Genomic DNA, 25,198 nt, shown 5'->3' on the forward strand with positions numbered 1-25,198 from the left:
AGATAACATGATATAATGAAAGGGACACTATATAGTAAGAGGTAAATAAAATGATTACATTAAAATCAAATCGTGAAATTGAAGAAATGGAGAAGTCGGGTGCTCTATTGGCAAGTGTTCACGTAGCACTACGTGACTTTATTAAGCCGGGTATTACAACATTAGACATTGATAAATATGTTCATAAACTCATTGAAAAAGGTGGCGGGATTGCTGCTCAAATTGGATATGAAGGGTATAAATTTGCGACGTGTACGAGTGTGAACGATGAAATTTGTCATGGATTACCTAGTCACCGTGTTTTAAAATCAGGAGATATTGTTAAAGTAGATATGTGTGTTGATTTAAATGGAGCGATTTCTGATTCTTGTTGGTGCTACGCTGTTGGTGATGTGTCAGAGGATATAAAAAAACTAATGGAAGTTACTAAACAAGCCATGTATTTAGGTATCGAACAAGCTAAAGTAGGGAATCGTATTGGAGATATTGGTCATGCCATTCAAACGTATGTAGAAAGTCATGGTTATGGCGTCGTACGTGATTTTATTGGACATGGTGTTGGACCAACCATCCATGAAGGACCGGCAGTACCGCACTATGGTGAAAAAGGAAAAGGATTGCGTTTGAAAGAAGGTATGACCATTACTATCGAGCCAATGGTTAATACGGGAACATGGCAAATGAAAATGGATGATAATGGATGGACAGCACGTACAAAAGATGGCGGATTGAGTTGTCAGTATGAGCACACATTGGCGATCATGAAAGAGGGTCCAAAATTATTAACACAACAACCAGAATAATAAGGAGAAAATAATATGAGTATTCTAGTCACAGGTGGAGCAGGATACATCGGTTCACATACCGTAGTAGAATTATTAGAGCAAGAAAAAGATGTTATCATTGTGGATAATTTTTCAAATAGTAGTCCAGTTGTTTTAGAACGTATTGCACAAATTACAGGGAAGCAACCACGTTTTTATGAAGTAGATGTTACAGATAAACAAGCATTAAGCTATATTTTTGCACAAGAACAAATTGAAGCAGTTATTCATTTTGCTGGCTTTAAAGCTGTTGGAGAATCTGTTCAAAAACCAATCATGTATTATCAAAATAATTTAATATCCACATTAACTTTAGTCGATGTGATGTCTAAATACGGCGTGAAAAACATTGTGTTTAGTTCGAGTGCTACGGTATATGGTTTAGATAATGTGTTTCCATTTGTTGAAACAATGCCAACAAGTGCAACCAATCCTTACGGATACACAAAAGTGATGTGTGAACAAATTTTAAAAGATGTTTCTGTATCAGATAGTGACTTTAGTGTTGCTTTGTTGCGTTATTTTAATCCGATTGGAGCACATGAATCGGGCATGATTGGTGAAAATCCAAATGGTATTCCTAATAATCTAATGCCATATATTTCTCAAGTAGCAGTAGGGAAATTAAAAGAATTAACAGTATTTGGTAATGACTATGATACGATTGATGGGACAGGTGTCAGAGATTATATCCATGTTGTCGATTTAGCAAAAGGACATGTGAAAGCACTAGAAAAAATTATGACACAAACAGGTGTTCGTATTTATAATTTAGGCTCAGGAAAAGGAACAAGTGTGTTAGAATTGTTACGAGCATTTGAAAGAGTATCAGGTGTTCATATTCCGTTTAAAATTTCAGAACGAAGAGCAGGAGATATTGCCACATGCTATGCTAATCCAACATTAGCATTGGAAGAATTGCATTGGCAAACGGAAAAAACGATTGATGATATGTGCCAAGATACATGGCGTTGGCAATCGCAAAATCCTAAAGGGTATTGATAAATAAGAAAACGAGTTGAAATGATGTTTTAAAGCGGCTCTATAATAAATCGTGTTGGTGGGAATAATCCACCAACACGATTTTGTATATAAAAGTGGACAAAAAAAGAGAAATACCTGTATGATTAAATCACCACAATTAAACAAGGAGGTATTTCTCATGGATTATTATACAAAAAAATTATTAACATTAACAGATAAATCTTTCATAGCTGATGAACATTGGTTAGAAGAAAAAACAATAAATGGTATTCCACACCACTTTATTAAAGGTACTTGGACAAAGCCTTGCCACACCTGTCCACATTGTCATGCTAAAACACTCATCAAACATGGGACATATCAAACGAAAACATTATTACCAAAGTTTAGACAAATCAAAACTGTTTTACTTCTTAAAAGAACCCGTTATCGCTGTAAAACGTGTCTAAAAACCTGTTCTTCTTCGTGTTCTTTAGTCGATAAACATTGTTGTATTTCTAAAGAATTAAAACAACTTATTGCACTTGATTTAACGAAAAATATTTCAAGAAAACATATCTGCCAAGACCACTTTGTATCTGATGTGACCGTACAACGTGTCTTAGATAAATATACAAAACAAGTTAAACCGTCTTTTCATTATCTACCTAAGGTACTATGTATCGACGAATTTAAGTCTGTGACATCTCATTTAGGGAAGATGAGTTTTATCTGTGTAGACGGATTGACGCACCGTATTATTGATGTGTTACCTAGTCGCCAATTAGACCATTTAATCACTTATTTTAAACAATTTTCTAAAAAAGCAAGACATAGCGTTCGCTATCTTGTTATGGATATGAATGCCAATTATGGCAAACTTATTCAGAAGGTTTTTCCTAATGCCGTTATTGTCACAGATAGATTTCATATCATACAACATATACATCGGAATTTAAATACACTACGTATAAAAGAAATGAACACCTTTAAAAAAGAAGAAAAGGCTTATAAACACTTAAAGAAATACTGGAAATTATTATTAAAAGATGCCTTTGATGTAAATGATACAGACTATCACTATCACCAATCCTTTAAAACATATCTGACACACGCACAAATCCTGGATAGATTATTAGACTATAGTCCTGTTTTAAAACAAGCATATGAGTTTGTACAAGAGTTGAGATATGCTTATAGACAGCGAGATTTTGAGTCATTTATGGAGGTTATTCATCATATTGACCCGTCATTACCAGAGTGGTTTAGAAAGAAATTTGATATTTTTAAAACCTATCAGAATGGTATTTATCAAGCTTTTACCACACCTTATTCAAACGGTATCACAGAAGCTATCAACAATCATATTAAAGTCATCAAACGGATTGCCTATGGCTACAGACGTTTTTCTTATTTTAGATTGCGTATTTTAATCATACAACACCATTCTCAGTGGCAGAAAAAGAATGTGAAAAAGGTAGTGAATGGTTAATGCCATTCACTACCAACATACTCACTATTTCTCTCCACCAACACAATTTGACGAAGAGCCTTTAAAGCATCGTTTCAACTCGTTTTTAGTAAATGGAAAATCTTTTTTCTAAATAATTTTGTCCTATGGCGTAACTAGTACAAATTACCCAATAAACTAGTGCTACAACGATATATGCTGTCATATAGTCGGAATTAGCTCCTCCAACAATTTTTGCTTTATTAAAAATATCGGGTACAGTAATCATCGCTGTTAATGACGTACCTTTTACCATATCTAATAAAACATTACTCAAAGACGGCACGCAAATACGTATTGCTTGTGGGACAATGACTTTTTTAAAGATTTGCCATGTATTTAATCCTAATGAATAAGAAGCATCCCATTGTCCTTTATCAATCGACAATAGTGCCGCACGGATAATTTCAGATGTGTAGGCACTCGACATCATTGTAAAAGCAATGATAGAAGCTGTAATGGCATCAAATTGGATTTTCATGAATGGCAAGCCAAAGTAAATGAGAAAAAGTAATACCATCAATGGTGTGCCTCGCATCAATGAAATATGTATGTTTGCGATCCAACGTAAAGGTGTAAAGGTGGACATTTTCATTAAGGCGATTATAAAACCAAAAATATTTGCTAGTAAAAAACTAATAAGCGATAGAGATAAAGTGTAGGGTAGCCCTTCTAAAATGATAGGGAGAGCTTTTTGTGCGAGTTCTACATTAAAAAATGCTTGCCAGTTTATCAATGAAATTCCTCCTGAATAAGTATCCCCACTTAAAAAGTGGGGATATGTTTATTTTGAAACGTCTACTACGGGAAGTGATTTTACATCTTCTGCTTGATGTGTTAAATCTTGACCTGCATAATATTTTTCGGAAATAGCTTTTAAAGAACCGTCTTTTTTCATGGCTTCAATTACTTCGTCTAGTTTTGTTTTTAAAGAAGTATCTTCTTTTGACATAACGATACCTTGCTCTGTTGGATTATATTTTGCATCGCCCATTTTAACTTTAATATCTGGGAATTTTTGTTTTACCCAAGCTACAGCGATTACTTGTGTGTAATAGTCATTTGGAATAAAGTCGGTACGTCCGGTAGACACATCACGTAAGTAAACATCATTTGTTACATTGTCGTAAATAACAGGTTCTGCTCCTAGTTTTTCGGCGATTTTCATATATTGTGTTCCTGCACCACCACCGGCTTTTTTTCCAGTCCAGTCTGTTAAATCAGCTTTTCCGATATTTGATGAGCCGTCTTCTCTAACAATCATGCCACCAACAGAATATTTATAAGGGATTGAAAAATGATATTTTTTTAAACGTTCAGGCGTTGTGTCAAAATTATTGACAGCAATATCCACTTTTTGACTATCAACAGATGTGAAAGCTTCGGCAACACCGATTTCAACAAATTCAATATTGATGTTTAAACGTTTTCCAATTTCTTTTAGCATGTCAATTTCATAACCGACAAGTTCTTTATTGTCATTATAGTAAGAGGTTGGAAAGAGTGTTCCGGGTGTAGCCACTTTTAATACACCGGCTTTTTGGACGCGTTCCCAAACACTTTCTTTGTTAGTTGTTTCTGTTGCTTTTTCATTTGTTTTTTGAGAGCAAGCAGTTAATGTAAAGATAAATAGAAAGCTAAATAATAGCATCAATTTTTTCTTCATAGTTATATCTCCTTTTGATTTGTTGGGGAAATAGTATCATCTTATATAACAGAAGTCAATATAAAAGAAACAGATAAACGTTAATAAATCAACGTTTTCGTGTGTTATAAAACAAAAGAGATTTGTGTTGTATAACAATTTGTCTTATGTTTTTGAGCAAAGTAGTAGGCAATTTATTGTTTTTATGGATAATTAAGGAAGAAGAATAAACAAAGGAGATACATGTTTATGCATAAAGTAGATTATATTGTTATTGGTGGAGGTAGTGGAGGTATCGCTTCTGCAAACCGTGCTGCTATGTATGGTGCAAAAGTTGTTGTGATAGAGCAAAGTCATTTAGGTGGAACATGTGTGAATCTTGGATGTGTACCTAAAAAAATTATGTGGTACGGTGCTCAAGTAGCGGACACATTAAATTTGTATGCTAAAGGATATGGCTTTACAGTTGATAACACATTTCGTTTTGAAACTTTATTAAAAAACAGAGATGCCTACATTGAAAGATCCAGAGCATCTTATACACGCACTTTTGACAAAAATGGGGTCCAAGTTATTGATGGATTAGCAAGTTTTATTGACAATCACACATTAGAAGTGAATGGCGAGTTTTATACAGCACCACATATTTTGATTGCAACGGGAGGTAAACCAAGTGTGCCTGATGTAGAAGGTGTGGAGTTAGGAGAAACATCGGATGATTTCTTTGGTTGGACGACATTGCCTAAGTCGGTTGCTGTTGTGGGTGCGGGGTATATTGCGGTCGAACTAGCAGGTGTGTTAAATAGTTTAGGGGTTAAAGTTGATTTATTAGTTCGAGGAGATAAACCATTACGTTATTTTGATGATATGTTATCGGATACTTTAGTATCTGAAATGGAAAAAAGTGGTGTCGTACTTCATAAACATGCCATTACAAAATCTCTACATAGACGTCTTGACGGTTTATTAACACTAACAACAAGAACAGGGCAAGCGATTGATGTAGAACGTGTGATTTGGGCAACTGGAAGAACGCCAAATACGCATAAATTAGGACTTGAAAATACAGATATTGTTGTAGATGAGTTAGGGTTTATTAAAACAGATGATTATCAAAACACAACTGTTTCTGGTGTGTATTCGGTAGGAGATGTGACAGGTAGACCGGCTTTAACGCCAGTTGCGATTGCTGCAGGTAGACGTTTATCAGAACGATTGTTTAATGGTAAAACAAATGAAAAATTAGATTACCATTTAATTCCAACTGTTATTTTTTCACATCCTGCCATTGGATCGGTTGGTTTAACAGAAAAGCAAGCTATTGATGAATTTGGAAAAGAAGAAATTAAAGTATATACGGCAGAATTTGCTTCTATGTACACGGCTGTGACCGACCATAGACAAGTTGTAAAAATGAAACTTATCACACAAGGTGAACATGAAAAAGTAGTAGGGTTACATGGTATTGGATATGGTGTCGATGAAATGATACAAGGGTTTGCCGTAGCGATGAAAATGGGAGCAACCAAAAAAGATTTTGATAATACCATTGCTATTCATCCTACAGGTTCTGAAGAATTTGTTACAATGAGATAATATGCGTATTAGAATACGAATATGTCGGTTATAGAGCATATAGAAATGAGTATGTAAATATTGATAAATTCTGATAAGATACTCGATGTTTTTGTGGTGGAAATATATTCATAAAAGCAGTCTATTATGGCTTATTGAACAAAAAAATTAGAATTTCTATAAAATAAAACTTGACGTTTTTTAGGAATGTTTAGTATAATATATGGGAACAATTTCTTTACATATTAGATAACTTTATATTTAAAGAATCGTTACACACAGTGTTCGGAGGGAGGGAAGCTATTATGTCAAAAACAGTTGTTCGTAAAAACGAAACGCTTGATGATGCTCTTCGTCGCTTTAAACGTAATGTGTCAAAAACTGGTACTCTACAAGAAGTTCGCAAACGTGAATTCTATGAAAAACCAAGTGTAAGACGTAAGAAAAAATCTGAAGCAGCACGTAAACGTAAGTTCTAATAATAGTGAAAACAGGCTGAGCATCGCTCAGCCTGTTTTGTAAATAAAAGAAAGGGAGTGTGTATATGACACTAATGGAACAATTAAATACAGATATGAAAGAAGCAATGAAAGCCAAAGATAAAGAACGTTTATCTGTCATTCGCATGTTGAAAGCATCTGTACAAAAAGAACAGATTGAAGTAGGTAGAGATTTAACAGATGATGAGGCTTTAACGATATTATCTCGTGAATTAAAACAAAGAAAAGATTCTATTCGTGAATTTGAAAAAGCGGGTCGAACAGACTTGGCAGAAAAAACACAATTTGAAGTTGGCGTTGTGGAACAATATATGCCAGAACAGTTATCAGAAGATGAAGTAAAAGAAGTGTTAAAGGCAATCATTCAAGAAGTTGGTGCAACATCTGCAAGTGATTTTGGAAAAGTCATGGGAAAAGCAATGGCAACATTAAAAGGTCAAGCTGATGGGAATATTGTCAACAAATTAGTGAAAGAGTTATTGCAATAATGATAAAACAGCGGTAAACATCTTGTTTACGGCTGTTTTTATTCATATTTTAAATGATTTATGTTAAAATAAAGAGAAGTATTCTTGAAAGAAGGTATCTTATTGGAACATATTCGTGAAACACTGACAGTGTCAGATATGAATGAGCAAATAGCCTTATTTGGTGTTGAACATAAGTTTGTGGAAATGATTGAAAAGCATTGTGGTGTGGATATTTCTACTAGAGGCGAAGCTATTCATGTTTCAGGAGAACAACAATCTGTTGAACAAGTAATTTCATTACTTGAAAAATTATTATGGCTGATTAGAAAAGGAATGCATTTATCTGAAGCAGATGTTGTGACAGGATTAAAATTATTAGATAGACAAAGATTAGACGCATTTGAACAGTTGTATAGCGATGAAGTCGGAAAAACAACAAAGGGAGATATTATTCGTGCTAAAAATTTTGGGCAAAGACAATATGTTCGTTCGATTAAAAAATACGATATTGTTTTTGGGATTGGACCAGCAGGAACTGGTAAAACATTTTTAGCAGTTGTTTTGGCAATTAACGCTTTAAAAAATGGAGATGTGAAAAAAATTATTTTAACAAGACCTGCCGTAGAAGCTGGAGAAAATCTGGGATTTCTACCTGGAGATTTGAAAGAGAAAGTTGATCCTTATTTAAGACCTGTGTATGATGCGTTATATCAAGTGTTAGGTATGGAGCAAACCACACGTTTAATGGATAGAGGTGTAATTGAAATAGCGCCTTTGGCTTATATGAGAGGACGAACACTAGAAGATTCATTTGTTATTTTAGATGAAGCGCAAAATACAACGATTGCGCAAATGAAGATGTTCTTAACTCGTTTAGGTTTTGGATCAAAAATGATTGTAAATGGAGATATTAGCCAAATAGATTTGGGCAAAGGTGTTAAAAGTGGATTGATTGATGCACAAGAAAAATTAGCGAGTGTGAAAGATATACGCTTTGTGACATTTGATCAACATGATGTGGTGCGTCATCCTTTAGTAGCAAGTATTATTCAAGCGTATGGCACTCAAAATCAAAAGAAAGAAGAGTAGTGTATGAGGAGGGATAATTCGGTGTTCAAAAAATTTATTCGACAATTTGATGAAAAATTAGGTAGTTTTTATGTGCCCTTTGTGTTATTAGTGACGACAGCTATTTTGCTTTTGATGAGTTATCCAATCGTTAAACCTACAGAAACAGCCATTACATTAAATTCGGTTGCGACACAAACTATTCGGGCAAACAAAACCATTGAAGATATAGAAGCAACTGATAAAGCAAAAGCAGCCGTTGCGAAAAATGTGCAAGATATTTATGAAAATGATGAAACGATTGCTGTTAAAAAATTAGGAGAAGTGACTAAGTTTTTTGAAATTATTACAAATTTCAGAAAAGAATTAGCACAATCAGCAGATGCAACCATTCCGATTGCACAAAAAACAGCAGATATTATTTCGCGATTTTTTACAAGTTTAAATGATGAAAACAAAATCATTCATAATTACGCATACGGTTTTTCAGAGGCACTAATCAAAAAATTATTAGTAGCTTCAGAAACAGATTATAAAACGTATGAAACATTGACAAAAAAAGTCGTTGAACAGATTTTAAAAGAAGATATTTATCCGACGGATATTGCCAAATCACAATCTCAAGCAAATGCGCAAATATTGACATTAACGTATTTTGACGATGTACGTGAAACAGTGACAGAATTAGTAAGACCAGCGATTGTCGCAACAATGGTTGTGAATAAGGAAGCAACAATTTTAGAAGGTGAACGTGCTAAAGCAGGGGTTTTACCTGTTATGATTACACAAGGTGAAGTAATTGTACGTGAAGGCGAAGCCATTGGAGCAACAGCTTATCGAAAACTAACACTATTGGGCATGACAAATAATACTTATAACAATCAATTATTGATTGGTTGTTCGATTGTATTAGTGATGCAGTTTTCTTTAGTGTGGTACTTCATTTGTAAACAAGCAAAAACAAATACGAAAAGACATCTATATGTGAATATGTACGCGACACTTATGGTAATGCTAACTGGACTTGTGCTAGTAGCCAATTTAGTGCAAAAATCTGGATTAGAATATTTTTCACTTATTGTTCCAATTGGTGTGATTCCATTGTTTTTAATTCCTAAGGCAAAACGTCGTTTGGCAATTTTGTGTGTAAGCTTCCTAGTGACACTGTGTTTCTTCTTAGGAGATGGAGGCAATACCATTCAAACACAGCTTGTTTGGAAATTTTATGCACTCATTGCAATGTTTTCAACGGTTGTCGTTTCTGGCAAACGTAAAAAACCATTATTACAACACTTTATTGTGTTACTTATTTTGAATGTTGGTTTTATTATTGCATTAGCATTCTTCCATGATATTGCGATTACATCAAATACATTCATTCAAATGATGCTATACAGTATTTTAAATGCGATTTTAACAATTGGTATTTTGCGTATTGGGCAGCCGTATTTTGATATTTTATTTGAAGATAAAGCTGTGTTACGCATGTTGGAATTATCCAATCCGAATCAGCCGATGTTAAAAGAATTGATTGCTAAAGCACCGGGAACATATCATCATAGTATTATGGTGGCGAACTTAAGTGCCAATGCTGTTGAGTTGATTGGTGGAGATTCCTTATTTACAAGGGTGGCATGTTATTATCATGATGTTGGTAAATTGAAAAAGCCAATGTTTTTCGTGGAAAACTTGCCAAGTGGTATGGAAAATCCGCATAAATTATTAACACCTCAAGAAAGCCGTGATATTATTTTTGAACATGTTACAGCCGGTGTAGAGATGTTGAAAGAAGCTGGTATGCCACAAAGTATCATTGATATTTGTGCACAACATCATGGTACAACAATCATGAAATATTTTTATGTGACTGCTAAAGAAGATGATGATACTGTTGATGAAAAAGATTTTCGTTATCCAGGGCCAAGACCGACAACAAAAGAAGCTGCGGTGATTAGTATTGCTGATACAGTTGAAGCAGCGGCAAGATCAATGAAAAATCCTAGCTTTGAAGCAATTCGTGATTTGGTCAAAGGAACGATACAATCAAGAATAACAGATGGACAATTTGATGATTGCCCAATTACAATGAAAGAATTAAAAATTGTAGAAGATTCACTTATTACTGGGTTATCAAGCAGCTATCATACAAGAGTTGAATACCCAAAATTAAAAAAATAGAGAGGATAATATAATGAACATTGATTTGATTGATGAAACCAATCAGGTTTCTTCGGAGCATGCAGATTTAGTTGAGGAGATTATCGTTTTTACAAGTGAGTATTTATCTTTACCTGAACAAGTAGAATGCTCAGTGACATTTGTGGATAATAAACGTATTCAAGAAATAAATAAAGAGTATAGAGGTAAAGACATGCCTACGGATGTCATTAGCTTTGCGTTAGATGATGAGGTAGATGGAGAAGTAGCCATTGATTTAGAAAAAATTGATAGTATGTTTCCACATCACATTGGAGATATTATTATTTCCATTGATAGAGCTAGAGAACAAGCGCAAGAATTAGGACATTCCTTTGAAAGAGAATTAGGCTTTTTGGCATTACACGGCTTTTTACACTTGAATGGTTATGATCACATGACACCAGAAGAAGAAGTTGAAATGTTCAGTTTACAAAAGGAAATTTTGAAAACGTACGGATTAGGTCGTGATGGGCGTGCATAAGCAAACGACAAAAAATAAACATTTTTTACAGTCATTATATCATGCTTTACACGGTGTTAAAACGGCGTTTAAAGAAGAAAAAAATATGCAAAAGCACGTCATTACAGCGTGCTTTGTTATTACTTTAGGATTTTTATTACAATGTAATATATCAGAGTGGTTATGGTTAATACATTGTATTGTACTCGTATTGATTTTAGAACTTTTAAATACAGTAGCTGAAACATTAGTAGATGTTTTAACAGAAGGTAAGTATTATGAATGGGCAAAAAAAGTAAAAGATGTTGCGGCAGGAGCAGTGCTTATTGCATCTGTTTATGCGGCAATTGTAGGTATTATGATTTTTTTACCTAAATTATTAACATAGGAGAGTATATGAAAGAAAAGCAGTTTAAATCAGGATTTGTGGCGATTGTTGGTAGACCAAATGTCGGGAAATCGACACTATTAAATCGTATTATTGGTCAAAAAATTGCCATTATGAGTGATAAAGCACAAACAACACGAAATAAAATTCAAGGTGTTTATACAGATAAAGAAAGTCAAATTATTTTTATGGATACGCCGGGTATTCATAAACCTAAACATGCTTTAGGTGAATTTATGATTGATGCTGCATATAGTGCTTTAAAAGAAGTTGAAGTTGTTCTTTTTTTAGTTAATGCAAGTGAACCCATTGGACGAGGTGATAAATATATTATTGAGCGTCTAAAACAAGTAAAAGCACCTGTTTATTTGTTAATCAATAAAATTGATTTAGTACATCCAGACGCTTTACTTGATATTATTGATACCTATAAATCGGAAATGGATTTTGCACAAATTATTCCAATTTCTGCATTGCAAGGTAATAACGTGCCTGAAATGATAGAGATTTTGAAAAATCACTTGCCAGAGGGACCGCAATATTATCCAGCTGATCAAGTAACGGATCACCCAGAATATTTTGTAGTTGCTGAATTTATTCGAGAAAAAGTGTTACAATTAACAAAAGAAGAAATACCACATTCTGTTGCTGTTGTGGTAGATCAAATGCAACGGAATGAACAAGGTAAAATTCATGTTTATGCAACTATCATTGTAGAACGCTCTAGTCAAAAAGGAATTATTATTGGAAAAGGCGGACGATTATTAAAAGAAATTGGAACACGAGCAAGACGAGATATTGAAGCTTTACTAAATGATAAAATTTACTTAGAATTATGGGTAAAAGTACAAAAAGACTGGCGTGACAAACAAAGTTATTTGAATGATTACGGTTATAAACAAAAAGATTATAAATAACAGACGTTATGGAAGGTGGCGAAAAAATGGACACAGGCAAAAGACGTTATAAAGCTGTGATAAATGGTGAAACATACATTATTGTTGGAAATAAATCTGATGAGCATTTAAAAGTAGCCACACAGCTTGTAGATGAACAGCTAACCTTATTAAAACAAAAATCCCCTAAATTATCTAAAGTGGATTGTGCTGTTTTATTAGCACTGAATACTGTATCGAAGCAATTATCTCAAGAACAAGAGATTATTCGTTTACAACGAAAAATTGCTCAATTAGAATCAAAAATTAAAACATTAGAAGATCCAGAACAGCTGCTTATCAGAGGGGTACACACATTCGACCAAGATGTGAATGTATCTGTTGAAAAAAAAGAGCATATGTTAGTGGAACAGTCACTTTTTTCTGATGATGACTATGTTCCAGCAATTAGAAAGAAATGAGGAATGATATGGTAAATATTGTAATTTTACTAGTATTGGCAATTGGTGTTTATTCAGGAGCAAGACGGGGACTTATTTTACAAGCTGTTCATATGGCAGGATATGTTGTCACATTGCTCATTGCAAGTACATTTTATAGTAGTTTGTCGAAAACATTAGAAATGATTGTACCATACCCTTCAGATACTACAGCAAGTGCATTTTCATTATATAATTTATTGAAAAATGTTCAATTTGACAAAACATTTTATAATGCACTAGCTTATGTTGTTATTTTATTTATAGGGTGGGTTATTACACGTATTGTTGCTGCTACTTTAAATAAATTAAGTCGAATTATTGTGATTAAACAGTTGAATACTTTAGGCGGTGCCATTCTAGGTTTTGTATGTAACTGGATAGGTTTATATTTTCTGTTTACTTTATTATCTGTTGTGCCGATTCAAAGCATTCAAGATGTCTTTAGCGGAACATCATTTGCGACATTTATTGTACAACACACACCAATCATTTCAGATATTATTATGAAAACGTGGTTAGCGTATGTATAAGGAGGTTTTTATAACCTCCTTTTTGAGTAAATATAGGATTTATGATAAAATACTCTTGATATTTTTTTATTGTAAAAGTAGGTGAGATAGATAAAATGGATACAAAAACATTAAAAAAGCTAGAATTTGATAAAGTATTACAACAATTAGCTAGTTTTACATCAAGTGAATTAGGGAAACAAAAAGTATTTGCTCTACACCCCTTTTCAAATAGAGAGCAAGTTATGAAACATTTAGAAGATACTGATGATGCTGTGTTATTATTGCGCTTAAAAGGAGGTATTCCTTCTCCAATCTTAAAAGATATTACGCCACATGTGAAACGATTGGAAATAGGTGCTACATTAAATGCCAAAGAAATAGCAGACATTGGACGTGTTTTAACAACAGCAAAAGAAGTCGAACGATTTTTTGTTCAAGTAGAAGAAGCAGACATCGTTTTAAAAAGAGTACATCATTTAGCAAAAGAATTAGTAGTCTTACCTCATGTTGTTTCTCGTATTAAAGAAGCTGTTTCAGATGACGGAGAAGTATTGGATACTGCAAGCCCAGAACTAAGACGTATTCGTACATCACAAAAACGAGCAGAACAACAAGTGAAGGAAGCTCTTGAAAATATTTTAAGACAAAAACAAAGCCAATTAACAGATGCTGTTATTACTATACGTAACGACCGGTATGTTTTACCCGTAAAACAAGAATTTAAACATACATTTGGTGGGTCGATTCAAGATCAAAGTGCATCGGGGCAAACAGTATTTATTGAGCCAACACAAGTACAAGATTTAAATAATAAAAGACATGCTCTACAAGTAGAAGAAAGACAAGAAATTGAAAGAATTTTATGGGAAATTGTTTCTTTATTAGTCCCACATATTTCGGATATTTATATCAATCATCAAATTTTAGCAGAATTAGATTTTATTAACGCAAAAGCCTTATATGCGAAACAACTTCGTGCTATGAATGTAGATGTTAGTGATGAAAATGAAGTTGCATTGTATGGGGCAAGACATCCATTAATTGATGCAAAATTGGTGGTTAAAAATGATGTTTTACTTGGTGGAGAGTATCAATGTATTGTGATTACTGGACCAAATACGGGCGGTAAAACAATTTTGTTAAAAACGGTGGGTTTATTACAAGTAATGGCACAATCTGGATTACACATCCCAGTGGATGAAGGTAGTCAAATTGCTGTTTTTGAAAATGTTTTTGCCGATATTGGTGATGAGCAGTCTATCGAACAAAGCTTGAGTACATTTTCATCTCATATGACAAATATTATTTCTATTTTACAAGGAATTACTCATAAAAGTTTGGTACTATTTGATGAATTAGGTGCGGGGACAGACCCTCAAGAAGGGGCAAGTTTAGCCATTGCTATATTGGATCATATTGGTACAGTTGGTTCTTATGTTATTGCAACAACACATTATCCAGAGTTGAAAATGTATGGATACAATCGTTCGGGGACCATCAATGCTAGTATGGAATTTGATACGGAAACATTAGCACCAACATATAAATTTCTATTAGGTATTCCGGGACGTAGTAATGCATTTGATATTTCAAAACGTCTAGGGCTAAATGAACATATTATACAAGAAGCACGAGGGTTGATTGATGAAGAAACACAATCCTTAAATGAAATGATTAGTGCTTTAGAAACGATGCGACAAGATATTGCTAAAGAAAAAGAGCAAGTTGAAAAAGACTTGAAACAAGCAAAAGCAATGCTAGCAGAAGTAGAAGAACAAAAACGTCAATTCGAAGAAGAAAAAGATACTTTAGAAGAACGTGCGAAAAAAGAAGCAAATGCGATTGTTGAATCAGCATCTCAAGAAGCAGAAAGTATCATTTCAGATATTCGTCGTATGCAACTCGAACAAGGGAAAGCGGTTATTAAAGAACATGAATTTATTGCTAAGAAAACGGCTTTATCACAACTGAAGCATGAAGAGAGTTTGAAGAAAAATAAAGTTTTACAAAAAGCAAAACGACAAAAAAACTTGAAAGTTGGCGATTCCGTAGAAGTAATGTCTTATGGACAAAGAGGTATCTTGAACCAAAAAGTCAATGAAACAGAATGGGTCGTTCAAATGGGTATGCTTAAAATGAAAGTACCTGTTCATGATATTCGCTTGATTGATTCAGAAAATCCAAAACAGAAAAAATATATTCCAACCTTGAAAGGTGGGCGTGCAACTAAAGTAACGAGTCAACTTGATTTGAGAGGACAACGTTATGACAATGCGCTTGTTGAATTAGACAGATATTTAGACGCAGCAATATTATCTGGATATCCACAAGTGACAATTATTCATGGTAGAGGAACAGGAGCCATTCGAGAAGGCGTGACAAAACATTTGAAACAGCATAGAGGCGTTTTAAGTTTTGAATTTGCGCCGATTAACCAAGGTGGAAATGGTGCGACGATTGTGAAATTTAAAAATTGATGGAGTGTGAAACATAATATGAAGCACAAAACAGCAAAACAATCTTTAATCATAGCAGGTATTCTATTATTTGTAGTTATCGTTTTGAGTGTGATGCTCCTATTTACGATTGTAAAAACAGTCGATATTCTGACAGTGACATTGATTTTAATTACAACAGGTTTAGGTATTGCTTTTTTTAAATACATTATTGGCAAATTGACACTAGGTGTTTCATTAGCATTGTTTTTTGTGTTTTTTTTATTGAATCCGATATTTTTTGCTATTTTAATACTCATTGTGGCTATTTCCTTTTTTGTGTGGAAAGGCATTGTTGATATTATTGTGACAAGATTTCATCAATTCGATAGAAAAATGGTATTGCACGTAAAAGATAAAGACATTCAAAAATATGGACGTGTCCAAAAACGAAATTGGTGGACAAACGAAAATCGTTTAACACAAACGTATGAATGGGATGATATACATTTGGTGACATGGTTTGGAGATACGATGATTGATTTGGGTAACACCTATTTATTAGAAAATAATGCAAATATTATTGTCATTCATAAAGGAGCGGGTGATGTTTGTATTGTTGTTCCTGTTGAGATAGGGGTTGTTTTGAATCATAGTACCTTAAAAGGAAATGTATTGTTTGAGAATGAAGAGTATTATTTAACAAATGAGCAATTAACGGTGTATTCTGAAAATTATACCTCTGCTTTAAGAACAGTTAAAATTGTGACAACTGTTTATTTAGGAAATCTTGAGGTGATTCGTGTATGATGAAACAGTTCCGATGGTTAAATATTTTCCTCATTATTTTAAGTATTATGACATTAACATGTGCATTAACCATTTTTGCTTTAAAACAATATGTTCGTTTTTTAGAGCTATTGACATATCGTGTGTATAAAGTACCTTTTTATATTTATTTAGGTGGTATTTTACTTTTTTTGAGTATGATTTTAGCAAGTTTTTTATACTATGGATTAAAATATAGTCAAAGAGGATTGGTTCAAAAATTACATTGGCTAGTGGTAGGTAACTATCACCACGCTATTTTTTCAGAAAGTCATCAAAAAAGAGGGATGATTGCGACGTATTCGAATGTGTTAGATGAACAAATAAATACATTGGCACATAAAATGCAAATGTTATCTGAAAATATGAAAATTTGGACAGATACACATACACCTATTAGTGAAGAAGAACGTTCAACAATATTAGAAGAAGAAAGACATCGTATTGCAAGAGAATTACACGATTCAGTAAGTCAGCAACTATTTGCAGCGATGATGATGCTATCTGCTGTTAACCAATTAACAAAGGATCAATCAGATGCTTTGAAAAATCAATTAAATATGATTGAATATACCATAAATGAGGCACAAAAAGAAATGCGTGCACTTTTATTACATCTACGGCCAGTGAAATTAGGAGATAAGTCACTTTCACAAGGGGTTATGTATTTATTAGAAGAATTAGATTCAAAAATGAATATTACTATTGTCTCAGATATTCAATCTGTTCACGTGTCTACTTTAGTCGAGGATCACCTGTTTCGTATTGTTCAAGAATTATTATCGAATGTATTAAGACATGCCAAAGCAACAACTTTGGAAGTGTATTTATACGAAAACAAACAGCATATACATTTGCGTGTTGTTGATAATGGTGTGGGGTTTGATACGAATACATTGAAAATGAGTAGCTATGGTTTATCGAATATTAAAGAGCGTATTGCAGGCTTGGGTGGAACGGTTAAAATTGTAAGTGTGAAAAATCAAGGGACGGTTATTGATATAAAAATATAATTGATAAAATAGAGTAATCAGTGTATGATAAATTTTATAAGATGAGGGGTGTTTCGATGATTAGCGTATTATTAGTAGACGATCATGAAATGGTTCGATTAGGTGTGTCGGCATATTTGTCTATACAGGAGGATATTTCTGTTATTGGTCAAGCAAGTAATGGAAAAGAGGGCGTAGAAAAAGCATTGGCACTAAAACCGGACGTGATTTTAATGGATTTGGTGATGGAAGAAATGGATGGCATTGAAGCTACTCAGTGTATTTTATCACAGTGGCCAGAAGCTAAAATTATTATCGTCACAAGTTTTTTGGATGATGAAAAAGTATTTCCAGCTTTAAAATCAGGAGCTAGAGGCTATTTATTGAAAACATCAATGGCACAAGATATTTCTGATGCGATTTACAAAGTATATGCCGGTGAACAAGTTTTAGGAAAACAAATTATTGAGAAAATTCAACAACAAGCACCGCATGAAAAAGAATTACATGAAGATTTAACATTAAGAGAAAACGAAGTGTTATTGTTGATTGCTCAAGGTTATTCAAATCAAGAGATTGCAGAGAAATTATTTATTACATTAAAAACGGTAAAAACACATGTGTCTAATGTTTTATCAAAATTGGAAGTAGAAGATAGAACACAAGCAACCATTTATGCGTTTAAGAAAGGATTGGTAAAATAGTGATGAATATTATTGTAAAACCAAAAGCTCAACAGTGGTATGAACGTGAAATGGGCATTTCAAAAGGGAGAGGCGTTCGTTTTTTTGGACAAGTATATGGATGTAGTCCAATACATGAAAGTTTTTCTTTGGCACTTGAAGTGAATGAACCAAGTAGGCCTTATGCTGTCACTATTTTAAATGATATTCCATATTTTATTGAATCTGGAGATGAATGGTTCTTTGATGGCTATGATTTTATTGTCGATTATGATGATAGATTAGATGAACCAAAATATATTTATGAAAAACGAGCTATGTAGGAGTGAATCATGTGATTACTAGAACATTATTGGAGACAAAAGCAGAAACAGTTGAATGGATTAACATAAAAAGTTTATCTATTGAAGATAAGCAAATTTTAAACGAGCAGGACGATTTATCGAATGAGTTTTTAGAGTATGCAACCGATATTGATGAAAGTGCTCGTGTGGAGGAAGACGATGAAAACCATGCTCGACTGTTAAGTTTTGACGTGCCATTTTTTGATTCTGATTCTAAAAGCTATACAACAAGACCACTTATTTTTATTATGAAAGACAATAAAGTGTATACGTTCATGAATGAAGATAAAGATTATTCACAAATCAATCATTTGTTAAAACGTTCGTTTGAGTTAGTGGAATACGACAGTTTATACCATATGATTTTTTCGGTTGTGTATAATTTTTCACTTCTATACCATGAAAAATTACGTATTTTACATAAAGAATGGGACAATATTGAAAAATCATTTAGAAAAAATGCAAGTAATAGTGAAATCTACCGCTTGCTAAATGTCGAAAAAGGACTTGTGTATTTATCAACCTCTTTAAAAGCAAATAAAATTGCTTTAAACACATTGCGTCGTCGATGGGGCTATGGTCCTGTTCAATTTTCAGATAGAGAATCTGAAAAATTAGAGGATGTTCTCGTTGAGATTATGCAGGCGATTGAAGTGTCTGAAATTAATATTATTTTAGTAGAAAAAGAAAAACAATCTTATTCAACCATTATCGACAATAATATGAATACAACAATGAAAGCATTGACGATTTGGACGGTTTTACTAACCGTACCAGAAATTGTTTTTGGGTTTTATGGTATGAATACAAAAACATTACCTCTAGCAGATTCATCACTTAGTTGGCTCATCACGATTTTAATTTCTATTGGGTTCTGTTTTGTTTTATGGCATGTGTTTAAAAAAATGAAAATGTTAAAATAAATAAGAGGTGATTGAAATGTATCCTAATTTACTAGAGCGTTTTATTCGCTATTGTCGTATAAACACACGTTCTGATGCGAAAAGTACGAGTGTCCCAACAACACAAGTGCAAGTTGATTTTTTAATGCTATTAAAAAAAGATTTAGAAGATATGGGTTTAGACGATATTTTTTATAATGAAAAAAATGGTTTTTTAACAGCTACTTATAAAGGGAATGTTCCTCATGCTAAAACGATTGGGTTTATTGCCCATGTGGATACAGCGGATTTTAATTCAGAAAATGTACAACCACGTATTCATGAACATTATACAGGTTCAGATATTGTATTAGATGAAGAAGGTCAATATATTTTATCTGTGGAAGAATTTCCAAACTTAAAAAATTATATTGGTGAAACATTGATTACGACAAGTGGGGATACACTTCTTGGTGCAGATGATAAAGCAGGTATCGTTGAAATTTTATCAGCAATCGAATTTTTACAAAAAAATCCACATATTCAACATGGGGATGTGCGCATTGCTTTTGGTCCTGATGAAGAAATTGGTAGAGGGGCCGACTTATTTGATGTGGAGCAATTCCATGCGGACTTTGCTTACACAATGGATAGTGGCACAGTTGGGCGTATGGAATATGAAACGTTTAATGCGGCACAAGCAACTATTCGCATTAAAGGAACTAGTGTACATCCTGGAACAGCAAAAGATAGAATGGTAAATGCTATGAAAGTAGCAATGGAGATTGATGGAAAATTACCACAAAAAGAAGTGCCTGAGAAAACAAGTGGCTATGAGGGATTTTATTTACTGCACAATATGACAGGGACGATTGACGAAGCAGAAATGGTGTATATCATTCGAGATCATGATAAAGAATTGTTTGAGCAACGTAAACAAAACATCATTGATATTGTGAAAGAAGTCAATGCGTCTTATGACCAAGAACGTGTGTTCATAGAAGTTTTTGATCAATATTACAACATGAAAGACATTATTGAAAAAGATATGTCGATTGTTGAGTTAGCAAAACAAGCAATGTTAGACTTAGGCATTGAACCGATTATTGAACCATTTAGAGGTGGAACAGACGGTTCAAAAATTTCTTATTTAGGATTACCAACACCAAATCTATTTGTTGGTGGTGAAAATTTCCATGGACGTTATGAATTTATTACATTAGAAAGTATGGAAAAAGCGACGTCACTCATTGTAAAAATATTAAACTTAAACACGCAAATCACTGAGTAGCGATTTGCGTGTTATATTTTATAACATGTAAAGAGATGTTCTTTTTGAGTTATCCGATAAATCAAGTATAATAGAAACAGTGATACTAGATTTCTAGTAAAAACTTACCGGAGGATGTTAAAAATGATGACAAAAAGAAGTGATTTAGTAAAAGTTTCTGTTCAAAATTTAAAAAAGAATTATGGGAAATTAGAAGTATTAAAAGATGTAAATATGACGGTTACTGAAGGGGAAGTTGTATGTATCATTGGTCCATCTGGTTCTGGAAAAAGTACATTTTTACGTTGTTTAAATAAATTAGAAGATATTACAGATGGACATGTTATTGTGAATAATCAAGATTTAGTTGACCCTAAAGTAAATATCAATAAAGTTCGTGAAAATATTGGTATGGTGTTCCAACATTTTAATTTATTTCCACATTTAACTGTTATGGAAAATATTACTATGGCACCAGTTGAGTTGAAAAAAGAGGATAAAGAAACGGCAGAAAAAGAAGCTATTAAATTACTAGATATGGTTGGACTAGCAGACAAAGCAAATGTATATCCAAAATCATTATCGGGCGGACAAAAACAACGTGTTGCCATTGCTCGAGCTTTAGCGATGAAACCAGAAATTTTATTGTTTGATGAACCGACATCGGCACTTGATCCAGAAATGGTTGGAGATGTTCTAGAAGCGATGAAACAATTAGCCAAAGATGGTATGACGATGATTATTGTGACACATGAAATGGGATTTGCACGTGAAGTGTCGGATAGAGTAATATTTATGGATGGTGGCTATATTGTTGAAGAGGGAACGCCAGAAGAAGTATTTGGTAATCCTCAACATAATCGTACAAAAGATTTTTTAAATAAAGTATTGTAAAGAGTGAAAAATCTCTATAATAAATTGTGTTGGTAGATTTTTCTACCAACACAATTTTTATATAAACGTAAAAGAGAAAAGGCGTATAAAGCCAATGTTTTAAATAATAAAAATTTGTCACTAATATTGGAAAATGTTAGTGACAAATTTGTTTATATATCATTTTGTATGAGAGGTATATACTTTTTTTGAAGGAAGTAGCCAGTCAATCACAACAGCGACGGTTGCCCCCATTGTGACGTCTAATAATCGAAACATCGCATAACCAATACTTTCTGTATAAGGTGTGTTAAAACAAATGATTAAGAATGTAGACATGGCTGTAATAATACCTTCGGGGTGTTTTGCTAGATTACAAATAACAATGACTAAAATAGCTCCTGAAAAAGCAACAAAAGCATCAACGAATACAGAACGTATAAATATTTGTTGGATAACAATAGAAAGCATCGAAACGATAACGCCCACAAAAGTACCAAATAGACGATGTTTGCTAAAATGTAGGCTAGATGTTGGGTCTGTACGTAAACAATATACTGCTGCAAGACAAGCAAGAACAGGGTTATCTCTTTTGACAAGCCAACAAATAATGACACAAAGTGCTACTGAAATAGCCGTTTTAAGTGTTCTTAATCCGATTTTAAAATGATGCATAGTCTGAAAAACTCCCTTATAATCAAACAAATTTATGTTTACTATATATGATTTAAATGTATAAATCAACCAGATGAAAAGAATATGAGAAAAACTTGTTCTTTTTTAACAAAAAGTATTGACAGAATTGTCAGAATATTCTATAATCTCTACCTATAATAACTATTTTTATTAAAGGAGAAATTTATGAATAAGAAATTATTAAGCATGTTAACTGTTGCAACATTAGCATTAGGTGCGTGTTCGACAGCTTCAAATAAAGCAACAACAAATACAGCAAATACAGAAACAGTTAAATTAGGTGCCAACTTTGAATTATCTGGAGCAGTAGCAGCTTATGGGACACCAATGTTAGATGCAATGAACTTAGCTGTTGAAGAAACAAATGCAAGTGGTGGTGTTTTAGGTAAAAAAATTGAAGTCGTTAAATTAGACAATAAATCAGATTCAACAGAATCTGCAAGTGTCGCAACAAAATTAGCGACGGAAGAACAAGTTGTAGGAATTGTAGGACCTGCAACAACTGGAGATGCGAATGCACAAACGCCAGTTATTACAAAAGCAAAAACACCAGTTGTATTACCGGCAGCAACAGGAGATAATGTAACAGTAGATCACTCAGGAAAAGTATTAGATTACGTTTATCGTGTTGCTTATAGTGATTCATTCCAAGGAAAAGCATTGGCACAATTTGCAAATGACACATTAAACTCTAAAAAAGTTGTCTTATTAAAAGACTCATCTTCTGACTATGCAAAAGGTTTGTCAGAATCATTCCAATCTGCATACACAGGAGAAGTAGTTGCAACAGAAAGTTTTGCCTCAAAAGAAACAGACTTTAACGCTGTTTTAACAAAAATAAAAGATACAGGATTAGATACTTTAGTTATTGCTGGATATTATGAAGAAGCTGGTTTAATTATTAAACAAGCTCGTGAAATGGGTATTACAGCGACAATCTTAGGTGGAGATGGATTTGCAAGTAGTAAATTAACAGAATTAGCAGGAAAAGAAAATGTTAATAAAGTATACTATACAAACCATTTCACAACATTATCAACAGACGAAAAAGTTCAAAAATTCTTAAAAGCATATAAAGAAAAATATGGTAAAGAAGCAGATGCGTTTGCAGCGTTAGCGTATGATGCAGCAGGTGTTTTATTAAAAGCTATTGAAAAAGCAGGCTCAACAGATCGTGCCAAAGTAACAGAAGCATTAGGTCAAACAAAAGACTATGAAGGTGTTACTGGTAAATTTAGTATTGATGATAAACATAATACAGTAAAATCAACGTATGTCATTGAATTAGAAAACGGTCAAGAGAAAGGTTATACAGTTGTAGAACCTAAATAATGTAAAGGTGTATAGGATAGTATCGCTAGGTACTATCCTATGCTTGATTATTGGAGGAGATAGTATGTTTTATTGGACACAAGATATAAATAGCCTGATATACCAACATGGCTTAACGATTCGACAAGATGTGTTTATTAAAGAACAACAAGTACCCGAAGAATTAGAGATTGATGAATATGAATCACTTTGTCACTACGTTGTTTTGTATAAAGATGATCAACCAGTTGCAACGGCACGTTTACTTCCAAAAACGGATGTATTGGCAAAAGTTCAACGTGTTGCGGTTGTTAAAACGGCAAGAGGTGCACATCTAGGAGAAAAGCTAATGCTTGAAGTAGAACGCTATGCAAAAATATTAGGTTTTCGTACATTAACACTTGGTGCACAAGTACATGCCATTCCATTTTATGAAAAATTAGGTTATGTCATTGATAGTGATGAATATGATGATGCAGGTATTATGCATAAAGATATGAAGAAAATACTATAAGAGGAGGATTTTATGGAACAATTAGTAAATGCTATTTCGTTAGGTAGTATTTATGCGCTCGTTGCATTAGGATATACCATGGTATATGGTATCATTCGTTTAATCAATTTTGCACATGGCGATATTTTAATGTTAGGAGCGTATATTGGTTTTGCATTAATTTCTATTTTGAAACTTGATTTTTTCAGTGCTCTAATTTTATCCATGTTAGCATGTGCAATTATTGGTGCTGTTATTGAAAGGATTGCGTATAAACCATTACGTAAATCAGCTAAAATTGCAGCATTAATTACAGCCATAGGAGTATCTTACTTTATTGAGAATATCATGATTGTACAAGTTGGAGCAGAAACAAAAGTGTTTCCAGATGTATTAGGAAAACAATCATTTCAATTATTTGGTGTAGATATTACATTGAAACAAGTACTTATTTTTCTAATTACGATTTCCTTAATGGTTGTATTGACATTGGTTATTCAACGTACAAAAATGGGGAAGGCGATGCGTGCAGTTAGTACAGACGAAGAAGCAGCACAGTTGATGGGAATAAATGTAGATAATGTGATTACATTTACATTCTTATTAGGGTCAGCATTAGCTGGAGCAGCAGGTGTGTTGGTAGGTGTCTACTATGGAGCAATGACACCTTTAATGGGTGTTACGCCAGGATTAAAAGCATTTATTGCTGCTGTTTTAGGTGGTATTGGTAGTGTGCCAGGAGCGATGTTAGGTGGCTATTTAATTGGTCTTTTGGAAACTATTGTGAATGCTTTAGGCTTCTCATTATATAAAGATGCTTTTGTATATGCTATTTTAGTTGTGATTTTAATTGTTAGACCGGCAGGTTTACTTGGTAAAAATGTAAAAGAGAAAGTGTAG

27 protein-coding genes are annotated in these 25,198 nt (G+C 33.4%); 24 read left to right on the forward strand and 3 right to left on the reverse strand.

Going from position 1 to position 25,198, the window contains the following annotated elements; genetic code table 11:
* Positions 1-50 precede the first annotated feature (50 nt).
* The 3 genes from map to H1220_01665 are packed head-to-tail and all read left to right on the forward strand — an operon-like array spanning position 51 to position 3,279.
* Positions 51-803, forward strand: a complete 753-nt coding sequence (gene map, locus H1220_01655) for a type I methionyl aminopeptidase (protein ID QMI86105.1) — start codon at positions 51-53, stop codon at positions 801-803.
* Positions 804-818: 15 nt separating this feature from the next.
* Positions 819-1,826 carry a UDP-glucose 4-epimerase GalE gene (gene galE / locus H1220_01660; protein QMI86106.1) on the forward strand — a complete coding sequence of 336 codons (1,008 nt, stop codon included), beginning with the start codon at positions 819-821 and terminating at the stop codon, positions 1,824-1,826.
* A 52-nt stretch (positions 1,827-1,878) separates the two neighbouring features.
* Positions 1,879-3,279: an ISL3 family transposase gene (locus tag H1220_01665; GenBank protein ID QMI86107.1), complete on the forward strand. Its 1,401-nt coding sequence runs from the start codon at positions 1,879-1,881 to the stop codon at positions 3,277-3,279.
* 85 nt (positions 3,280-3,364) lie between these two features.
* On the opposite strand, the gene H1220_01670 is transcribed toward H1220_01665, so the two are convergent.
* A complete protein-coding gene (locus H1220_01670; protein QMI86108.1) occupies positions 3,365-4,033 on the reverse strand; it encodes an amino acid ABC transporter permease in 669 nt (222 codons plus the stop codon).
* 48 nt (positions 4,034-4,081) lie between these two features.
* The gene (locus H1220_01675) at positions 4,082-4,963 is read right to left on the reverse strand and encodes a transporter substrate-binding domain-containing protein (protein ID QMI86109.1); all 882 of its coding nucleotides are present in this window, start codon (positions 4,961-4,963) and stop codon (positions 4,082-4,084) included.
* Positions 4,964-5,191: 228 nt separating this feature from the next.
* Between H1220_01675 and gorA the strand changes: the two genes are divergently transcribed.
* The 18 genes from gorA to H1220_01765 all read left to right on the forward strand — a co-directional run bounded on the left by gorA (position 5,192) and on the right by H1220_01765 (position 21,819).
* Positions 5,192-6,538, forward strand: a complete 1,347-nt coding sequence (gorA, locus tag H1220_01680) for a glutathione-disulfide reductase (GenBank protein ID QMI86110.1) — start codon at positions 5,192-5,194, stop codon at positions 6,536-6,538.
* A 284-nt stretch (positions 6,539-6,822) separates the two neighbouring features.
* Positions 6,823-6,996, forward strand: coding sequence for a 30S ribosomal protein S21 (locus H1220_01685; GenBank protein ID QMI86111.1), 174 nt, complete (start codon positions 6,823-6,825; stop codon positions 6,994-6,996).
* A 65-nt stretch (positions 6,997-7,061) separates the two neighbouring features.
* Complete coding sequence (locus H1220_01690; protein QMI86112.1) at positions 7,062-7,505, forward strand: GatB/YqeY domain-containing protein; 444 nt, start codon at positions 7,062-7,064, stop codon at positions 7,503-7,505.
* Between the two features lie 138 nt (positions 7,506-7,643).
* The gene (locus H1220_01695) at positions 7,644-8,576 is read left to right on the forward strand and encodes a PhoH family protein (protein ID QMI86621.1); all 933 of its coding nucleotides are present in this window, start codon (positions 7,644-7,646) and stop codon (positions 8,574-8,576) included.
* 21 nt (positions 8,577-8,597) lie between these two features.
* On the forward strand, positions 8,598-10,733 hold the full coding sequence (locus H1220_01700; GenBank protein ID QMI86113.1) for an HDIG domain-containing protein: 2,136 nt from the start codon (positions 8,598-8,600) through the stop codon (positions 10,731-10,733).
* 13 nt (positions 10,734-10,746) lie between these two features.
* Entirely contained in the window at positions 10,747-11,235 is a 489-nt protein-coding gene (gene ybeY, locus H1220_01705; protein ID QMI86114.1) for an rRNA maturation RNase YbeY, read from the forward strand.
* On the forward strand, positions 11,222-11,602 hold the full coding sequence (locus H1220_01710; protein ID QMI86115.1) for a diacylglycerol kinase family protein: 381 nt from the start codon (positions 11,222-11,224) through the stop codon (positions 11,600-11,602). The genes ybeY and H1220_01710 overlap by 14 nt, the downstream gene beginning before the upstream one ends.
* An 8-nt stretch (positions 11,603-11,610) precedes the next feature.
* Complete coding sequence (era, locus tag H1220_01715) at positions 11,611-12,519, forward strand: GTPase Era (GenBank protein ID QMI86116.1); 909 nt, start codon at positions 11,611-11,613, stop codon at positions 12,517-12,519.
* Positions 12,520-12,545: 26 nt separating this feature from the next.
* Positions 12,546-12,959, forward strand: a complete 414-nt coding sequence (locus H1220_01720) for a cell division protein ZapA (protein ID QMI86117.1) — start codon at positions 12,546-12,548, stop codon at positions 12,957-12,959.
* Between the two features lie 8 nt (positions 12,960-12,967).
* The gene (locus H1220_01725) at positions 12,968-13,510 is read left to right on the forward strand and encodes a CvpA family protein (GenBank protein ID QMI86118.1); all 543 of its coding nucleotides are present in this window, start codon (positions 12,968-12,970) and stop codon (positions 13,508-13,510) included.
* A 95-nt stretch (positions 13,511-13,605) separates the two neighbouring features.
* Positions 13,606-15,969: an endonuclease MutS2 gene (locus H1220_01730; protein ID QMI86119.1), complete on the forward strand. Its 2,364-nt coding sequence runs from the start codon at positions 13,606-13,608 to the stop codon at positions 15,967-15,969.
* Between the two features lie 18 nt (positions 15,970-15,987).
* Complete coding sequence (locus H1220_01735; GenBank protein QMI86120.1) at positions 15,988-16,737, forward strand: cell wall-active antibiotics response protein; 750 nt, start codon at positions 15,988-15,990, stop codon at positions 16,735-16,737.
* Entirely contained in the window at positions 16,734-17,768 is a 1,035-nt protein-coding gene (locus H1220_01740; protein QMI86121.1) for a sensor histidine kinase, read from the forward strand. Before H1220_01735 ends, H1220_01740 begins: the two co-directional genes overlap by 4 nt.
* A 56-nt stretch (positions 17,769-17,824) precedes the next feature.
* Positions 17,825-18,451, forward strand: a complete 627-nt coding sequence (locus H1220_01745; GenBank protein ID QMI86122.1) for a response regulator transcription factor — start codon at positions 17,825-17,827, stop codon at positions 18,449-18,451.
* A gap of 2 nt (positions 18,452-18,453) precedes the next feature.
* Complete coding sequence (locus H1220_01750; GenBank protein ID QMI86123.1) at positions 18,454-18,753, forward strand: iron-sulfur cluster biosynthesis protein; 300 nt, start codon at positions 18,454-18,456, stop codon at positions 18,751-18,753.
* A gap of 11 nt (positions 18,754-18,764) precedes the next feature.
* Positions 18,765-19,697 (forward strand): magnesium transporter CorA family protein, encoded by a 933-nt coding sequence (locus H1220_01755; GenBank protein ID QMI86124.1) that lies wholly within the window; start codon positions 18,765-18,767, stop codon positions 19,695-19,697.
* Positions 19,698-19,713: 16 nt separating this feature from the next.
* Positions 19,714-20,946: a peptidase T gene (pepT, locus tag H1220_01760; GenBank protein QMI86125.1), complete on the forward strand. Its 1,233-nt coding sequence runs from the start codon at positions 19,714-19,716 to the stop codon at positions 20,944-20,946.
* 126 nt (positions 20,947-21,072) lie between these two features.
* Complete coding sequence (locus H1220_01765; protein ID QMI86126.1) at positions 21,073-21,819, forward strand: amino acid ABC transporter ATP-binding protein; 747 nt, start codon at positions 21,073-21,075, stop codon at positions 21,817-21,819.
* A 159-nt stretch (positions 21,820-21,978) separates the two neighbouring features.
* Here H1220_01765 and H1220_01770 read toward each other — a convergent pair whose 3' ends face one another.
* Positions 21,979-22,473 (reverse strand): FUSC family protein, encoded by a 495-nt coding sequence (locus H1220_01770; protein QMI86127.1) that lies wholly within the window; start codon positions 22,471-22,473, stop codon positions 21,979-21,981.
* 186 nt (positions 22,474-22,659) lie between these two features.
* On the opposite strand from H1220_01770, the gene H1220_01775 reads away from it, so the two are divergent.
* The 3 genes from H1220_01775 to H1220_01785 all read left to right on the forward strand — a co-directional run bounded on the left by H1220_01775 (position 22,660) and on the right by H1220_01785 (position 25,198).
* The gene (locus tag H1220_01775) at positions 22,660-23,826 is read left to right on the forward strand and encodes an ABC transporter substrate-binding protein (GenBank protein ID QMI86128.1); all 1,167 of its coding nucleotides are present in this window, start codon (positions 22,660-22,662) and stop codon (positions 23,824-23,826) included.
* 64 nt (positions 23,827-23,890) lie between these two features.
* Positions 23,891-24,319 (forward strand): GNAT family N-acetyltransferase, encoded by a 429-nt coding sequence (locus H1220_01780; protein ID QMI86129.1) that lies wholly within the window; start codon positions 23,891-23,893, stop codon positions 24,317-24,319.
* A 12-nt stretch (positions 24,320-24,331) separates the two neighbouring features.
* The gene (locus tag H1220_01785) at positions 24,332-25,198 is read left to right on the forward strand and encodes a branched-chain amino acid ABC transporter permease (GenBank protein QMI86130.1); all 867 of its coding nucleotides are present in this window, start codon (positions 24,332-24,334) and stop codon (positions 25,196-25,198) included.

Source organism: Carnobacteriaceae bacterium zg-84, from assembly GCA_013874835.1.
GTDB lineage: Bacteria > Bacillota > Bacilli > Lactobacillales > Aerococcaceae > WM01.

Excerpts from the sequence above, each read along its gene's own strand:
- pepT (QMI86125.1), top strand. The coding sequence starts at position 19,714 with ATGTATCCTAATTTACTAGAGCGTTTTATTCGCTATTGTCGTATAAAC.
- H1220_01720 (QMI86117.1), top strand. The coding sequence starts at position 12,546 with ATGGACACAGGCAAAAGACGTTATAAAGCTGTGATAAATGGTGAAACA.
- H1220_01780 (QMI86129.1), top strand. The coding sequence starts at position 23,891 with ATGTTTTATTGGACACAAGATATAAATAGCCTGATATACCAACATGGC.
- H1220_01745 (QMI86122.1), top strand. The coding sequence starts at position 17,825 with ATGATTAGCGTATTATTAGTAGACGATCATGAAATGGTTCGATTAGGT.
- H1220_01685 (QMI86111.1), top strand. The coding sequence starts at position 6,823 with ATGTCAAAAACAGTTGTTCGTAAAAACGAAACGCTTGATGATGCTCTT.
- H1220_01710 (QMI86115.1), top strand. The coding sequence starts at position 11,222 with ATGGGCGTGCATAAGCAAACGACAAAAAATAAACATTTTTTACAGTCA.
- H1220_01735 (QMI86120.1), top strand. The coding sequence starts at position 15,988 with ATGAAGCACAAAACAGCAAAACAATCTTTAATCATAGCAGGTATTCTA.
- ybeY (QMI86114.1), top strand. The coding sequence starts at position 10,747 with ATGAACATTGATTTGATTGATGAAACCAATCAGGTTTCTTCGGAGCAT.
- H1220_01725 (QMI86118.1), top strand. The coding sequence starts at position 12,968 with ATGGTAAATATTGTAATTTTACTAGTATTGGCAATTGGTGTTTATTCA.
- H1220_01690 (QMI86112.1), top strand. The coding sequence starts at position 7,062 with ATGACACTAATGGAACAATTAAATACAGATATGAAAGAAGCAATGAAA.
- gorA (QMI86110.1), top strand. The coding sequence starts at position 5,192 with ATGCATAAAGTAGATTATATTGTTATTGGTGGAGGTAGTGGAGGTATC.
- H1220_01695 (QMI86621.1), top strand. The coding sequence starts at position 7,644 with ATGAATGAGCAAATAGCCTTATTTGGTGTTGAACATAAGTTTGTGGAA.
- map (QMI86105.1), top strand. The coding sequence starts at position 51 with ATGATTACATTAAAATCAAATCGTGAAATTGAAGAAATGGAGAAGTCG.
- era (QMI86116.1), top strand. The coding sequence starts at position 11,611 with ATGAAAGAAAAGCAGTTTAAATCAGGATTTGTGGCGATTGTTGGTAGA.
- H1220_01785 (QMI86130.1), top strand. The coding sequence starts at position 24,332 with ATGGAACAATTAGTAAATGCTATTTCGTTAGGTAGTATTTATGCGCTC.
- H1220_01750 (QMI86123.1), top strand. The coding sequence starts at position 18,454 with ATGAATATTATTGTAAAACCAAAAGCTCAACAGTGGTATGAACGTGAA.
- H1220_01775 (QMI86128.1), top strand. The coding sequence starts at position 22,660 with ATGAATAAGAAATTATTAAGCATGTTAACTGTTGCAACATTAGCATTA.
- galE (QMI86106.1), top strand. The coding sequence starts at position 819 with ATGAGTATTCTAGTCACAGGTGGAGCAGGATACATCGGTTCACATACC.
- H1220_01770 (QMI86127.1), bottom strand. The coding sequence starts at position 22,473 with ATGCATCATTTTAAAATCGGATTAAGAACACTTAAAACGGCTATTTCA.
- H1220_01740 (QMI86121.1), top strand. The coding sequence starts at position 16,734 with ATGATGAAACAGTTCCGATGGTTAAATATTTTCCTCATTATTTTAAGT.
- H1220_01675 (QMI86109.1), bottom strand. The coding sequence starts at position 4,963 with ATGAAGAAAAAATTGATGCTATTATTTAGCTTTCTATTTATCTTTACA.
- H1220_01730 (QMI86119.1), top strand. The coding sequence starts at position 13,606 with ATGGATACAAAAACATTAAAAAAGCTAGAATTTGATAAAGTATTACAA.
- H1220_01765 (QMI86126.1), top strand. The coding sequence starts at position 21,073 with ATGACAAAAAGAAGTGATTTAGTAAAAGTTTCTGTTCAAAATTTAAAA.